This window comes from Sodalis glossinidius str. 'morsitans' (assembly GCF_000010085.1).
GTDB lineage: Bacteria > Pseudomonadota > Gammaproteobacteria > Enterobacterales > Enterobacteriaceae > Sodalis > Sodalis glossinidius.
The window spans coordinates 3,170,088-3,184,510 of record NC_007712.1; the positions used below are offsets into that span (position 1 = coordinate 3,170,088).

The window sequence follows — 14,423 nt, forward strand, 5'->3', positions numbered from 1 at the left end:
GACAAGTCAGTAGCTACAAATTGACGGCGTAAACGTTTTCCGGCATATCCAACTTTGCCTTACTGCCCTCCGTCATGCCGCTACGAGTACACTTCCCCACCAGCACTTCAGCGTTACTAAGCATCCCTTTGGCCGCTCAAATTATCGGGCGGTTTTAGGGCGGCCTGACTGTGGAACTCAAGCTTTTACCTTATTTGTGCACAATTTCGATTGTGCGCACACACATATTACATTATTCATGTATCTTGCTACACATAGCAAAGAAAATAGGAGGCATTTCCTTCAGTTCACCTAATAGAAAGCTGGCATTTTTAAGCTGGGAAACACAACAATTATATGATTATCAATAAGTAAATTAAACTGGCAATAGAAGCCGAAAAATGCCCAAGCCGAACCATATGCCTAAAATCCTGCAGCTCACACTGTGGAGTTATAATTAGAAATATATAAATTCAGACAGAAATAGACACCTTAAATCAATTCTTATGAAGGAATAAAATTATGGCAATGACGATTAAAAGTAACACCTTACCGTTCATATCAGAAACAATTAGCGATGCAAGAATTGCATACGTTAAAAATTTGGCAATGACGAAAGAAGACGCCACGGTAATGAGGATTTGGGATAAGATTAAAGATTGGTTCTGTGGCACAAGAAAAAAAGAAGCGCTAGGTCACATTTATGATTTGACACATCAAGGCAACTTGTCCAAACCTCAGTTCGCATTGCAATGCATAAAAGCATTTCACTCCCTCAGTACAATGGTGGGCGCCGCTTACCAAGATAAATTTAAAGCACTGATCACAGAAAATCCCCAGGGCGGCTGGGACTTGGAATTTATCATCGAGGGTGCATTGCGAGTAGAATGCAGCTTAGATCAAGAGCAGAATAAGGATAGTGCATTATCTTTAGTAATAAACAATGATTTAATGAAACCAAACGCCAGCCACAAGACGCTAGAAAATAATGATACATTTTTAAACACAGAAAAAGAGGAGCGCCAAACTTCAGAAACAAGCAACCGCGAAAAGCATTACGATAATGCGTTATTTTTTTCTCATGTTCATGATTTTTTAAACGAGATAAATATTCCCCACTTGGATGCTGCATTGCATCAACCCGCCATGGCAAGATTGGCAGCGTTAAAAAACTTCGATGTAATGCCAATAAAGTCACGCGCCTCATGGGTTAATATAGCAAATCTGATCTCGGATAAAATCCCAGATGACAATATACTTGTCTTGAAGAAAGAATTCCCCAGCAATCTTCATTTTTCATTTGATGATGAAAATAAGGTCAAACAATCAGCCAGATTGACTAAATACGCTGCTGACGCTGCATCTTATCTGCGTAATCTTCCTGATTTTATGCATTACTTTATAGAAGACTCTTCGGAATATTTACCTAGTAATCATTTTACAGCAGGCGATCTGAAACGCCTCAAAGAAAGTAGTCTTGAGGAGTTAAAAAGAATATATAAGGAAGAGCCACTTTCGATATTCAAACATGATGAAGTATATAAAACACCCTCCGAAGTAGTGTTTCTGTGGATGTATATACTCCGTGATGCCGCTATCGACTTAAAAAACGAATCCGCAGATCTGATGATTAATCTGTTTAAAGCATGGCAATCCAGATATCTTAATCACCAAACGCTTACGCTTTCCTCGACACGTAAATTTTTAAAGGAAGATGCAAACCTTCTACGCCGTGCGGGATTAGAAACTTTGGCCAATGTGGTTGATTCTAAGGTACAAAGTGTGGTCCCATGTTTATTAAGACAACTACCGACAGCAGATAGCGACCTGTCGCCAACGCGTCTTCATGATAACGTGTATGGTCGCGTATTTGAATCAAACTGGATAGCATCGCTGGTTGCCAATCCCCCTGATGAAGTAAAATCTGCCATGTCTACCATAGCCCATTACTACTCTACTTATCTGTCTACACTATCCTGTAACAAGCAAGACAGAATGCTGAGAAAAGTGCTGAAAGGGCTTCATCGACAGATTGTTGGGGATAAAAGATTCTGGTTTAAAGCATTCCCTGAAATAAAAGCATTGTCCACATCGACATTTGAATTGCCCTCTTTTCTTACAAAACTGCAAAAAATTCTGTGCGCTGATATCAAAACCGGTGAGCAATGCATCGCAGTTCCTTATTTAGCAGTTAAACTTTTCAATGCGATCAATGGCTTGCCTGTAATAAAGCACGAATTGTGGCAAATATGGACCAACGTTAATTATAAACGGTATATACAGCCACGCACTGGCCGTACTATGGAAAAAAAGGAGATCGCAGAATCCAACGTTATCCCAATACCTACCGCTGGAATAACGCTACGTTACCAACCACCTGCGGTTAGCAATGCTGATCGCATGACATCAGAAGTCAGACCATGTAACCGATATCACATCCCCTCAGCAGAAAATATAAACAATTTTCCAGCCGTTAAAAATGCATTACAGCATGGTTTACCTTACTCTGGTGGGGTATCGGGCTCGACTGGTATCATGCTATCTATTATAAATCATTTAAAAAATCAAGGCACCGATATCGATCTACGAATGGGTTTGCTAGGTTCAATTATGTTTATGAATTACGATGGCGGTCACTCTATTCACGAGTCTCTTTGGGTGGCCAACCAAAAAGGAATCAATCTAAGCAAAACCAAATCCTGTAATAAAGATCTAGATGGATTTATCTCAGATTATGAATCTTTTGTGGCTATTTATAAAAATACGCAATGTGAAAAAGCCCTTAGTGATGCTTTATCAATAGCATGGGAGCGGTCATTTAATTATCTCACCCAGTATAGTGAGGATTACAAGGCATTAAAACTGTCTAACAATGTGCAGAAGGAACCAATGGAGTCTAATTACTGACTTGGCTGTTAGATGATCTTGTCATAACGAGCACAGTGATCATTTATATGCTCATGTATAAGCACACGGCAATGGGTTCCCGCTTGGCAGCAATGATATGCTTATCGATAGCGGGAAAACCCAGGTGTGCGGAACCCCGGCGTGTTCCCCCTTAGGTATTTTGAGGCAAGTTAGCCGCCCTGCACCGATCTGCACTCTCGGGTTCCCCAGGAAATAAGCCCTCTGCAACTCCCTCTGCCATCAGCATTAGGGGCAATAGCGCCTGCTTATACTCTGCAGCACCAAGTTCGCACCATCAAATGGGTTGAATAGTGATTAACAATAGCCGGACGCCCTCAACCATTATCATTTGCAAACGTTTCCCGAATACGTCAGGCGATGTGTGCCGCATGCGTCTCCAGAGCAAAATGTCCTGTGTCCAACAACTCCACCCGTGCATTGGGGTTATCACATTTATACGCCATGGCGCCGGGCGGAATAAAGAAGCAACTGTCTTGAACGATAAAATTATAGAGAAACGTGATGGTACGATTCATCCCACTCTTCGTTCTTTCTGAGCATCGCGTTCAGGATAGTCAGAAGTTTACGCATACAGGCAACCAGAGCGACTTTTTTGGCTTTTCCCGCTGCAAGCAGCCGCGTATAAAATGCTTTTATCACCGGATTAAAGCGGGTTGCGACAAGTGCGGCGATATAAAGCGCTGTTCGGACTCCGCCCCTTCCGCCAAAGATGGTTCGCCGGCCCCGCATGGTACCCGAGTCCCGGTTTATGAGAGCAACGCCTACAAGCGCGCTGATGGCTCGTCTCGAGAGGCTACCCAGGTCGGGAACCTCCGCCAACAACGCTGCAACCGTCATCGTACCAACCCCTTTAATACTGCTCAGTCTGGCAGCCAGCTTTTTGAAGTGGTTCCTGATGTAATAGCATCAAAACCGTCAGAGTCATTACTGACCGTAAACTGAGCAATATCACTGCTGGCAGCAATGTCCAGTGTCGATTTAGAAACATTAACTCCCACAAAAAGTGGATTTGGCAGACTCATTATTACCCATCCTTGCAAATACGTTATGGAGTACGAACAACTGTTCGGGTTTCAGATGAGTGGCTCAGTATAGACGTCATTAGCTTCTCTACGGGCTATAAACCCTGGGATGAATCAGACTACATACACCTTGACAAATCTATTCGTCACCATGCTAACTAAATTTCAAGATACAAAGATGATCGCTCAGGATGCCGCCGCTATCTCTTGCGCATTTGAGGGCATCGCCTGAGTTATTCGCCACCCTTTGCCTACAGGGAGGATTTTATTGTCCAGCGGCTTTGTTGAATAAACCGATTTTATGCTGCCCCTCCAGTACAACTGCTGATCCTGGCAACGTAAAATCATGCAGTTAGGCCGCGTAAAAAAACAGCACACCTAGGGTGACAAGCATTTTCCACCAAAACGAGTATGGCAAAACAGCATGATTCCCTATTATTCAACAAAGCCTTGTCCAGGGTAAAACCGAATAACAAGAAAATCTCTCTAACGGGCAAAACATTTTACCCTTAGCGCCATAATATAATATTGCATGAATTTTTAATGTATATGGACAACCCCCAGTGGGTTAATTTATTACTGACTTTTACTCTCACCTGGAAATATTGAGGTCGTTATGCAACAAGAAGCATTAGGTATGGTTGAAACAAAAGGTCTGGTATCCACAATCGAAGCCGCAGATACTATGGTTAAATCTGCGAACGTTACGCTGGTAGGTTACGAGAAAATTAGTTCCGGATTGGGCTTTGTTGAATAAATCAGAACTCATGACTACGCCCCCTAGCAGATCGATTGTTATGCGATCCGGATGCTGTTCGGCATTCCTAACAACGTCATTTTGTTAAGCGCTTTGACCATCTCCATTGCCTCACCTACCTGCGCATCATAGTCACGCAGACTTAGATGATAGCCCACTTGCTTTTTCCATACATCGTTACTGCCGCTTAGACGCTGATTCGCAACGGCGTAGTTACGCTCATGGTATCGGTCTGGCCAATATTGCGCCCCACCTCGTGGAGAAATAAAAGGCCTTATTTTCTTCCTCAGCAGAGCATCATGACAGTAGCGGGTATCGTAAGCGCCATCAGCCGACGCTTCCCTGATTTTCCGCTGGGTCTGGTTTATCAGAGCTGGTAGGGCCTGAGTATCCGTCGTACCGCTGAGCGATAAGTCAGCACAGATAATCTCATGCGTTACACTGTCTGCGGCCATATACAGCTTACGCCACACCCTCCGTCTGTCGGCAACATGCTGTCGGACTTTCCATTCGCCTTCGCCAAAGACCTTCAGGCCGGCTCCATCAATGACTAGAGTCACCACGGGTCGGCGTTTTTATGCTGATCTTAACTGTCTTTGCTCGCTTGCTGATCAGCGAGTAGTCTGGGCATCTTAGCGGCAGCACCATCAGTTTAAAAATGGCGTCAACGAAGCCCTGTAAAGCCCTTAACGAAAGGCCAAACACGCGTTTCATCATCAGAACAGTGGTGATAGCCATATCTGCGTAGTGAAGCGGCCGGCCACGCCGTTCAGGCGTTGTTTTTTCCGTCCATGCAACAATTGCCGACTCATCCAGCCATATCGTCAGAGCCCCGCGCTGCTTGAGAGCTTTGTTGTAAGTGGGCCAGTTGGTTATTTTAAACTTTTGCTTTGCCATGGAGTGCAGATGTTGAAATGACGGTAGTGATCTGAGCAGACGATCACCTAAAAGTTATATTTATTCAACAAAGCCTCTGGATTGGTTACCGTCATGGTCCGTGGTGATGTTGGCGCAGAAAAGCAGCAACTGATGCAGGGTCGGCAGCAGCAGGTCAAGTGGGTGAACTGGTTTCTGTTCATATTATTCCACGCCCGCATATCGAAGTGGAAAAAATTCTGCCGAAAGCTGTTAGTTAATAAAGCCAGAGTATACTGACAATGAGAGATAATCTTGTTGAACAGATTATCTCTGAAGTAATGAATAAACAGACCGACGTGCGCACTAACAACAAAACAGCAGCGAGCTTTGCCGGCTGTGGTTTAACGGAGTTTGTCGGTACGGAACTGGGACATACTATCGGGCTGGTTATTGCCAATGTTGATCATCATATCGACAAGAAATATCGCTCAATCTGTATTCTTGGCACACGCACGGGTGCCGGCCCGTATATTTTCGCCGCAGATGAAGCCATTAAAGCCACCAACAGTGAGATTATTTCTATCGAACTGGCCCGCGATACCGAAGGTGGCGGCGGGCACGGTTGCTTGATCATTTTCGGGGTGTCCGATATGCGCCGTGCGGTGGAAGTCCCCCTGTCTGAAATTGAGCGAACAATGGGTGATGTCTATGGGACACCGGCTGGTCATCTGGAATTCCAATACACCGCACGTGCCAGCTATGCCCTGAATAAAGCTCTCGGCGCACCGCTGGGTAAATCCTTCGGCATAACGTTCGCCTCGCCTGCGGCGATTGGCGTAGTGGTTACCGATGCCGCGGCGAAAGCGGCAGTGATTGAACCGGTGGCTACTCCAGCCCGGCGAAAGGCACCAGTTTTAGTAACGAAGTGATCTTCACTTTCGCAGGTGACTCGGGCGCGGTGCGTCAGGCAGTGATTGCGGCAAGAGATGTCGGGAAGCAACTGCTGGCCACCCTGGATCCAACGCCGATCAAATCGACAACTACACCGTACATTTGATGACAAGCGGCAACCTGTGTGACGTGGAGTAAGGAAAGTAGAACATGAACGATCTTGAAATTACCCAGGCCATCTCCCGCGTCCTGAGTAAATACACCAAAACAGCGCCGCAAGCGCAGGAACACAACGCCCCTGCTTTGTCGACTGCGCCTGACCGCAACAGCATTGAAGCAATCGTCGCCAGCGTGCTGGCGAGCCGTGTGAGCGCTGAGCCTACCGCCGCCCTTTCCAACTGCGATGGCGCTTTTGCGACAATGGATGAAGCCATCACCGCAGTACAGCATGCGCAAATTCAGTATCGCCACGGCTCAATGCAGGATCGTGCCCGTTTTGTTGCTGGTATTCGCCAGCTTTTTCTACAGGAAGAGGTGTTGCAGGCCATTTCCAGAATGGCCGTGGAAGAGACGGGAATAGGTAATTATGCCGACAAATTGATAAAAAACCGCGTTGCCGCGCAAAAAATGCCCGGTAGGCAGTTGCCCACGACACTGGTCATATTCGGCGAGGTTGCCGCCGTGAATGAAGCCATGCGCAATATTGAGGATGATGCCAGTACATTCTGAGAGTTCGCTTATGAAAAGAATTCTGATACTCGCAGGCGATTTCTCTGAAGACTATGAAGTCATAGTGCCATAGCAGGCATTAAGCATGTTAGGTTTAAGAGTAGATTTAGTATGCCCAGGGAAACGCGCCAGGGACTATATTAAGACCTCCATCCATGATTTTGAAGGCGATCAAACCTATACCGAAAAACCCGGTCATTTATTTCGATTAACCGCATCCTTTGATGAAATCAGGCTGCAAGAGTACGCTGGCGTATATATTACTGGGGGTCGGTCCCCCCAAGTATCTTCGCCTTAGTGAATCGGTACTGAACATTATTCATTATGCGAATAACATTTTACTATCCATCGCTGCAATCTGCCATGGGCCACAAATTCTGGTTGCAGCTGGCGTGATAAAGGGAAAGAAACTGACGGGATATTTTACCTTAAAGCCAGAGGTTGAAATGGCGGGTGGTCAGCGGGTTATTGTAGCAGAGGATGAAGCCGTTCAGGACGGCAACCTTGTTACCACAGCCAGCTGGATGGGGAACCCAGCGATATTACGTCAGTTTATTAGCTTAATAGACACCAGCATTATTCATTAGTGTACCCGGCACTGCCGTCAGGTTAAACAATTCAGGTGTGGTTGCTCGATCACGCCAATATCATTTCGGTGGTAATTATATGTTAGAGAAAATATTTACCAATCCGACCGATCGTGTTGTAAGACTCAAGAATACGATTCTGCATGCAAAACCTTACGTAGAATCAGAGCGCGCAGTGTTGGCAACCGAGGCTTATAGAGAGAACGAGCATCTTCCTGCCATTATACACCGGGCAAAAGTCATTGAGAAAATATTCAATGAATTACCCATCACGATTCGCCCGGATGAATTAATTGTTGGTGCAGTAACAATTAATCCTCGATCGACCGAGATCTGCCCAGAATTCTCATACGATTGGGTTGAGAAAGAGTTTGACACCATGGCACACCGTGTTGCTGATCCCTTTATTATCGAGAAAAAACGGTGGAGGAACTGCACCAGGCGTTTCAATACTAAAACCACTAGTTCGCTGTCTGCCTCTTATATGTCGGAGGGGACCAAAGAGAGTATGGGCAAATGGTGTGTTCACCGTCGGCAACTACTTTTTCGGTGGTGTAGGCCATGTGAGCGTTGACTACAGTAAAGTGCTGAAAATCGGTTTTCGCGTCATCATCAATGAAGTTACCCGCGCGCTGGAGAATCTTGATCGCAGCTCGTCGGATTGCATTAAAAAAGAACAGTTCTATAACTCTGTAATCATAAGTTACCAGGCGGCTATCAACTTCGCCCATCACTATGCTCAGGAAGCGTCTCGCCTGGCGCGAGAAGAACGCGACCCAACTCGCCAGCGCGAACTGGAACACATCTCCCAGAACTGTACCCGTGTGCCGGAATCTGGCGCCACCACGTTCTGGAAAGCATGTCAGACGTTCTGGTTTATCCAGAGCATGCTGCAAATTGAATCCAGTGGTCACTCGATCTCTCTGGGGCGCTTCGATCAGTATATGTACCCCTACCTTGCTGCAGACAACTCGATAAGCCATGACTTTGCCCAGGAGCTGGTAGATTACTGCTGGATCAAGCTTAACGACATCAACAAAACCCGCGACGAAGTGTCCGCGCAAGCATTTGCAGATTATGCCGTGTTTCAGAACCTGTGCGTCGGTGGACAAACGGAAGATGGCCGCGACGCCACCAACCCATGACCTACATGTGTTTGGACGCGACCACACATGTGCGCCTACCGCAGCCATCCTTCTCGATTCGCGTCTGGCAGGGCACGCCAGATGAATTCCTCTATCGTGCCTGCGAACTGGTGCGTCTGGGGCTGGGTGTGCCGGCCATGTATAACGATGAGGTTATCATACCGGCGTTGCAAAACCGTGGCGTCTCCCTGCATGACGCACGGGACTATTGCATCATCGGTTGCGTAGAACCTCAGGCACCACATCGCACTGAAGGCTGGCATGATGCCGCGTTCTTTAACGTGGCAAAAGTGCTGGAAATTACCCTTAACAACGGCCGCTCAGGCAGCAAACAGCTCGGCAAGGTCACGGGGTAATGACCCAGTAAACCTGCATAGATGACTTCTACACGGCCTCCAAAAAACAGATGGCGCATTTCGTGCACCAGTTGGTTGAAGCCTGTAACAGTATGGATATTGCGCATGGCGAACGCTGCCCACTGCCGTTCCTTTCTGCACTGGTGGATGATTGCATCGGACGGGGTAAATCCCTGCAGGAAGGTGGCGCAATCTATAACTTTACCGGCCCACAGGCATCCGGCGTGGCAGATACCGGCGGCTCGGTATATGCCATCCAGAAACAGGTGTTTGAAGACAAGCACCTGACACTCCAGGAACTGAAAGGTGCCCTGGATGCCAACTTCAGTTACCCGGTGGGCGCGGCGAATCCACAGGGCTCCTCAGCAAAAACGTCTCTGGGCGAGCAAGACATCTATGAGGTGGTAAAACGCATTATCGACCAGCACGGTTCCCTCAATCCGGCGGCGATCAAAAATGAAGTGTACCGCCAACTCTCCAGTACCACGGTTACGCCCGCAGCAGGCAACGCTCGTTATGAAGAGATCCATCACATTCTGGAAAACACACCCTGCTTCGGCAACGACATTGACGAAGTGGACCTTGTCGCCCGCAACTGCGCCTTGCTCTACTGCCAGGAAGTGGAAAAATACACCAACCCGCGCGGCGGGCAGTTCCAGGCGGACATCTACCCGGTATCGGCTAACGTTCTGTTTGGCAAAGACGTGAGCGCACTGCCGGATGGCCGCCTGGCGAAAGAACCTCTGGCGGACGACGTATCGCCGCGTCAGGGAAAAGATACTCAGGGCCCAACCGCAGCAGCGAACTCTGTGGCGAAGCTGGATCACTTCATCGCATCGAACGGCACGCTCTATAACCAGAAATTCCTGCCCTCTTCTCTGGCAGGAGAGAAAGGCCTGCGTAACTTTGGCGGGCTGGTGCGTAACTACTTCGATAAGAAAGGGATGCACGTACAGTTCAACGTCATTGACCGCAACACGTTAGTGGAAGCGCAGAAAAACCCGCAGCAGCATCAGGATCTTGTGGTTCGTGTTGCGGGCTATAGCGCTCAGTTCGTGGCGCTGGCCAAAGAAGTACAGGATGACATCATCAGCCGTACCGAGCAGCACTTCTGATTTTGCCCCCCCTGTCAGGGCCATGCGTACCAGCATGGCCCTCTATCAGACCCGATGTTAGCGGCTGACTGGCTGTTACCTGTGATCGCTTTTTTGACGAGTAATGTTATGAAGTGAGTCGAATACGATACCGAGGGCGTTTTATTCAACATTCAACGCTATTCCCTACACGACGGCCCCGGCATCCGCACAATACCGTTTTTTAAAGGCTGCCCTCTGTCTTGCAAGTGGTGTAGCAATCCGGAATCACAACGCCCGCAGCCTGAACTAATTTATAAAAAAAGCGATTGTATCCTCTGGGAAAATGCATTGATGCCTGCAAGAAAAAGGCACTATCTCCCGACAACCCTTTTTTTGTTGATCGTGAGCTCTGCATCCAGTGAGGTGACTGCACGCGTGTTTGCCCGACCCAGGCTCTGGAGATGAAGGGCAAACGGATGACGGTAAGTGACGTGATACGGGAATTGCAATAAAGAGGAAAATCTGTTTCGGCGCTCTGGCGGCGGCGTTACGCTATCGGGCGGGGAACCGCTAGCACAACCCGAATTCGCGCGCGAATTATTAAAAACGTGCAAAGAAAAAGGGTGGCATACCGCCATAGAGACCACCGGGTTGACGACGAAAGAAGTCATTGAAGATGTTTTCCCCTGGATTGACCTGGCATTAACCGACATTAAAGCCATTAATCCTACCGTTCATGAAGAGAACACGGGGGTAAATAACAGCAAAATTCTGGATAACCTGATCCGAATTTCCTTTATCACAAAAGTCATTGTCCGCATTCCGGTTATTCCCGGCGTCAACGACAACCCGGATGAAATCTGTGGTATTGCAGAGTTCGCCCGATTGATGTCCGGCATCGATACGATCCACCTGTTTCCTTACCACCCCTTCGGGGAAAATAAATATAACCTGCTCGGTAGAATTTATCCGATGCGTAACGCTAAATCGCACCCCGAAGACAAAATAGAAAGTCTGAAAAAAATGGTCGAATTAATGGGATTTCATTGCCATATTGGCGTTTAATCAGCAATAGAAATAATGCAGTGATTTTTCACGTCCTTTGCACTCTTACACCGTTAAGCGATAAATACCGTGCTTAATACAGGAAACCATCATGAGTAAATATTACGAATCGATAACCGGACTTTGCATTGCAGAATTTATGGGTACCGGCTTATTTATTTTTTTCGGCACCAGCGTTCTGAGTGCGGCAAAAGTGGCGAGGGCCAGCTTTGGTCTTTGGGAAATTTGCGTGGTGTGGGGGCTCGGCATTGCGCTTGCGGTCTACCTGACAGCAGGTATCTCCGGCGCTCATCTTAATCCGGCGGTGACGATATCCTTATGGATGTTTTCCAGTTTTGACCCCCAAAAAGTGGTGCCCTACATTGCGGTGCAAATGGCCGGCGCGTTTTGCGGCGCGGCATTGACCTATCTGATTTACCACAATATGTTTGCCGAGTACGAGCATGCTCATCAGATGATACGAGGCCGCCAGGATAGCCTGTTTCTGGCCAGTATATTTTCAACTTATCCGGCCGCCTCCATCAGCGTATGGCTGGCGGGATTAGTGGAAATCATCATCAGCTCAATTTTGCTAGGACTCATCATGGCGCTAACCGATGATGGTAACGGCGTTCCTAAAGGGCCGCTTGCGCCCCTTCTGATCGGTATGCTGGTGGCCGTTATCAGCGCAGCAAACGGCGCCCTTGACCGGTTTTGCCATGAACTCAGCACGCGACTTTGGTCCCAAATTCTTCACCTTCCTCAATGGCTGGGGATCGGTTGCGATGACGGGTGGCAGAGAGATTCCCTACTTCCTGGTACCGCTGATTGCGCCTGTTATCGGCGGGATCCTTGGGGCAGCGATTTATCGTTATGGTATCGGGCGTCATTTACCCGCAGCCAAAACAGAAAACGTGGTAAACCGTACCACCACCTGACAGACAACACCTTGATGAACGCCATCGTACTGGCTGATGCGCCGGTGTTTTGGTTTCTCTGCCCTTCCCACTGATATGCCGTTCCCCCCCAAAACCTGCGCACGACGTGCACAAAAAAGCCACCTTCGGGTGCATTAAATTAAAGGTCAATGCATTGAAAATAAAAGGATTTAATTTCGCAGTGTCCATATAACGTCCATCTTTGACCAAAAGGCCCCGATTTCCGGGGCTTTTTTTTGAAAATATCGCAGACGCTTATGATTTTTAGGGCGGGCTATCCAAACTGTAGCATTCCCTGGCCGCTCTGGCTTGGGTGTGGTGGGGCGGGTTCTATCTGCCGGGGAACACAGATAGAACGGGTAAAGGTTTCATGCGTGATGAAGGTGTGACCACAATTAATGTTAGTGCATTGATTGTAGCGCTCTCTGGTGGTGGTAATGTAATGGCGGGTACGGGTATGGGCGGCCTGGCCGCAAAGGGGGCAATGCATCATGGCGTGAGTGCTCTCCATACGCGCCCGACTAAGGTCGGTCGTAGCGCCAGTATAGCATTCTGGCTTTTCTCATTCCATTTCAAGCGCATCGATTTTCACCTCCAACTCCAGGGCGGTGGTAAATCCACTGCTATTCAGCGTGTGGGTCACGGTAACCAGCGTCCAGGCGGCCTGGTCGATTTCACGTTTAAAGCCGCTGACCTTGACCGGCATTTCAGGAGAGAGTTCCGCGCGGCCACGTGACAACGTGATGGAGAAGGTGGCGACGCCGCGTTGCAGCCGTTCCCAGTTCGCTCTGGCCGCCCGTTCGGCATTGTGCTTTGAGACGTAGGTGTGGCACAGAACCAGCACGTTTTCCTCACTGCCTATCAGATAGTCGCCCTGTTTTTCTGTGTTGGTGGACCGCTTTTTCCGCTTGCGTTTGACGCGGACCGCCTCGGATTTGACCTTACGGGTATTAAGCCAGTGCGCCACCACGCCGGTATAGGCGTCGCGGTCGGCGAGTGTAAACTGATGACTGTCGCCCTGCTGGCGGGTGAGGGTCAGCGCCGGAAGCGGTTTACCGCTCAGGGTCTGGTTCTGCCCCTGTTTAAAAAACAGCATTTTCCCTTGTTTAACCGCCATCACTGCGCCATGTTCCCTTGCCAGTCTCGTTAAGAAGCTACCGTCTGATTCCTGGCTCTGGTCGCTGTGGGCCAGTTTGGTGCGGGCCATCGCCTGACTCATCACCGGCGTCAGCTTATGCCGGGCGGCGAGCGTTTTCACCACATCGCCGAGGGTGGTGTTATGGTAGGACGCTTCGCGCTGGACGTTGAGCGAGGCGCGAAAATCAGCGCTGCGGGCGTGTATCGTCAGCCGGTCTGGGGCGCCGCTGTGCTCGATTTCATCGACGGAAGGTGCCTTTATTTATCAGCCCGGTTTCCTTCCAGCCGAGAGACAGGGCAACGTTAGCCTCCAGGCGGGGCAAGAGCAGACTACGGTCGCTGTCATCCAGTTCAATATCCAGCTGGTCCGCCTCAAAGCCCCGGTTATCCGTCAGGGTTAATGACATCAGGCGGTGTGCTATGTTGCCGGTAATATCGACGCTGTCGACGCTCAGCCGCCAGTCCGGGGTATGGCCGCCGGTGGCGCTATCAAGCAAGGCCGACAGGCTCATGATAGCAGCCCGCCCAGGGTGTCGGAGAGTGCGCCACTCAGGTCGTTCAGCTGCTGCGACAGGTCACCGAACATCTCTTTGAGGTTTTCATCGGTGCGTTTAAGCGTCAGGGTAAATTCTATGCGCCGCGCGGTGCCGTCGGAAAAAAACACGCTTTTGATGCGGCTCAGGTTTTCAATCACAAACATCCCATGGATAGCCCCGTTACCTTCAATCAGCGACCAGGCTTTACCGGTTTCCGCCATCTTTTGCAGCGCCATTAACGAGACGCGGCCGCCGGTGATTTCCGGCAACAGGACGCCGCTCAGGGTGACGGTTTCTTCATCCGGGCCGGGGAACTGGCTTTGCGGGCGGCGGCCTATCCGGCTGTTGGACGGGTGACGCCAGGCCATCTGGTGTTGAAATTCCTGATAGGGCACGGTGTGCGGCATAAAAACGAACATGCCTAATGCCATCATCATCGT

Annotated in this window: 6 protein-coding genes and 10 pseudogenes; 9 read left to right on the top strand and 7 right to left on the bottom strand. The window is 48.9% G+C overall.

What is annotated here, in order from left to right:
- The first annotated feature begins 501 nt into the window (after window positions 1–501).
- Window positions 502–2,886 carry a hypothetical protein gene (locus tag SGP1_RS16900; RefSeq protein ID WP_011411803.1) on the top strand — a complete coding sequence of 795 codons (2,385 nt, stop codon included), beginning with the start codon at window positions 502–504 and terminating at the stop codon, window positions 2,884–2,886.
- A 371-nt stretch (window positions 2,887–3,257) separates the two neighbouring features.
- Here SGP1_RS16900 and SGP1_RS34185 read toward each other — a convergent pair.
- The 3 genes and pseudogenes from SGP1_RS34185 to SGP1_RS34190 all read right to left on the bottom strand — a co-directional run.
- Window positions 3,258–3,371, bottom strand: a pseudogene (locus tag SGP1_RS34185) (alpha/beta hydrolase); the annotation flags it as partial.
- Between the two features lie 22 nt (window positions 3,372–3,393).
- Entirely contained in the window at window positions 3,394–3,744 is a 351-nt protein-coding gene (locus tag SGP1_RS16905) for a transposase (RefSeq protein ID WP_424141123.1), read from the bottom strand.
- A gap of 23 nt (window positions 3,745–3,767) precedes the next feature.
- Window positions 3,768–3,929: a hypothetical protein gene (locus tag SGP1_RS34190; RefSeq protein ID WP_243466077.1), complete on the bottom strand. Its 162-nt coding sequence runs from the start codon at window positions 3,927–3,929 to the stop codon at window positions 3,768–3,770.
- A gap of 616 nt (window positions 3,930–4,545) precedes the next feature.
- Between SGP1_RS34190 and pduA the strand changes: the two are divergent.
- Window positions 4,546–4,671: pseudogene (pduA, locus tag SGP1_RS16910) on the top strand (propanediol utilization microcompartment protein PduA); the annotation flags it as partial.
- A gap of 53 nt (window positions 4,672–4,724) precedes the next feature.
- On the opposite strand, the pseudogene SGP1_RS25845 reads toward pduA, so the two are convergent.
- Window positions 4,725–5,583, bottom strand: a pseudogene (locus SGP1_RS25845) (IS5 family transposase).
- 75 nt (window positions 5,584–5,658) lie between these two features.
- Here SGP1_RS25845 and SGP1_RS28050 point away from each other — a divergent pair.
- The 7 genes and pseudogenes from SGP1_RS28050 to SGP1_RS16950 all read left to right on the top strand — a co-directional run.
- A pseudogene (locus tag SGP1_RS28050) lies at window positions 5,659–5,822 on the top strand (BMC domain-containing protein); the annotation flags it as partial.
- A 21-nt stretch (window positions 5,823–5,843) separates the two neighbouring features.
- Window positions 5,844–6,601: pseudogene (gene pduB, locus SGP1_RS16925) on the top strand (propanediol utilization microcompartment protein PduB).
- 44 nt (window positions 6,602–6,645) lie between these two features.
- On the top strand, window positions 6,646–7,164 hold the full coding sequence (locus tag SGP1_RS16930) for a hypothetical protein (protein WP_041867144.1): 519 nt from the start codon (window positions 6,646–6,648) through the stop codon (window positions 7,162–7,164).
- 10 nt (window positions 7,165–7,174) lie between these two features.
- Window positions 7,175–7,751 (top strand): annotated as a pseudogene (locus SGP1_RS16935) (DJ-1/PfpI family protein).
- A gap of 79 nt (window positions 7,752–7,830) precedes the next feature.
- Window positions 7,831–10,367, top strand: a pseudogene (grpM, locus tag SGP1_RS16940) (glycyl radical diol dehydratase GrpM).
- Between the two features lie 150 nt (window positions 10,368–10,517).
- Window positions 10,518–11,393 (top strand): annotated as a pseudogene (locus SGP1_RS16945) (glycyl-radical enzyme activating protein).
- Window positions 11,394–11,484: 91 nt separating this feature from the next.
- Window positions 11,485–12,310: pseudogene (locus SGP1_RS16950) on the top strand (MIP/aquaporin family protein).
- 274 nt (window positions 12,311–12,584) lie between these two features.
- Here SGP1_RS16950 and SGP1_RS28055 read toward each other — a convergent pair.
- The 3 genes and pseudogenes from SGP1_RS28055 to SGP1_RS16960 form a co-directional block, all read right to left on the bottom strand.
- Window positions 12,585–12,803 carry an ogr/Delta-like zinc finger family protein gene (locus SGP1_RS28055; RefSeq protein ID WP_011411806.1) on the bottom strand — a complete coding sequence of 73 codons (219 nt, stop codon included), beginning with the start codon at window positions 12,801–12,803 and terminating at the stop codon, window positions 12,585–12,587.
- A gap of 69 nt (window positions 12,804–12,872) precedes the next feature.
- A pseudogene (locus SGP1_RS16955) lies at window positions 12,873–13,959 on the bottom strand (phage late control D family protein).
- On the bottom strand, window positions 13,956–14,420 hold the full coding sequence (locus tag SGP1_RS16960; RefSeq protein WP_011411031.1) for a phage tail protein: 465 nt from the start codon (window positions 14,418–14,420) through the stop codon (window positions 13,956–13,958). Before SGP1_RS16960 ends, SGP1_RS16955 begins: the two are co-directional and overlap by 4 nt.
- Window positions 14,421–14,423: the final 3 nt, after the last annotated feature.

Bases quoted from the DNA above. Each gene is read 5' to 3' on its own strand.
- SGP1_RS16900 (WP_011411803.1), top strand. From the start codon at position 502: ATGGCAATGACGATTAAAAGTAACACCTTACCGTTCATATCAGAAACA.
- SGP1_RS16930 (WP_041867144.1), top strand. From the start codon at position 6,646: ATGAACGATCTTGAAATTACCCAGGCCATCTCCCGCGTCCTGAGTAAA.
- SGP1_RS28055 (WP_011411806.1), bottom strand. From the start codon at position 12,803: ATGATGCATTGCCCCCTTTGCGGCCAGGCCGCCCATACCCGTACCCGC.
- SGP1_RS34190 (WP_243466077.1), bottom strand. From the start codon at position 3,929: ATGAGTCTGCCAAATCCACTTTTTGTGGGAGTTAATGTTTCTAAATCG.
- SGP1_RS16960 (WP_011411031.1), bottom strand. From the start codon at position 14,420: ATGATGATGGCATTAGGCATGTTCGTTTTTATGCCGCACACCGTGCCC.
- SGP1_RS16905 (WP_424141123.1), bottom strand. From the start codon at position 3,744: ATGACGGTTGCAGCGTTGTTGGCGGAGGTTCCCGACCTGGGTAGCCTC.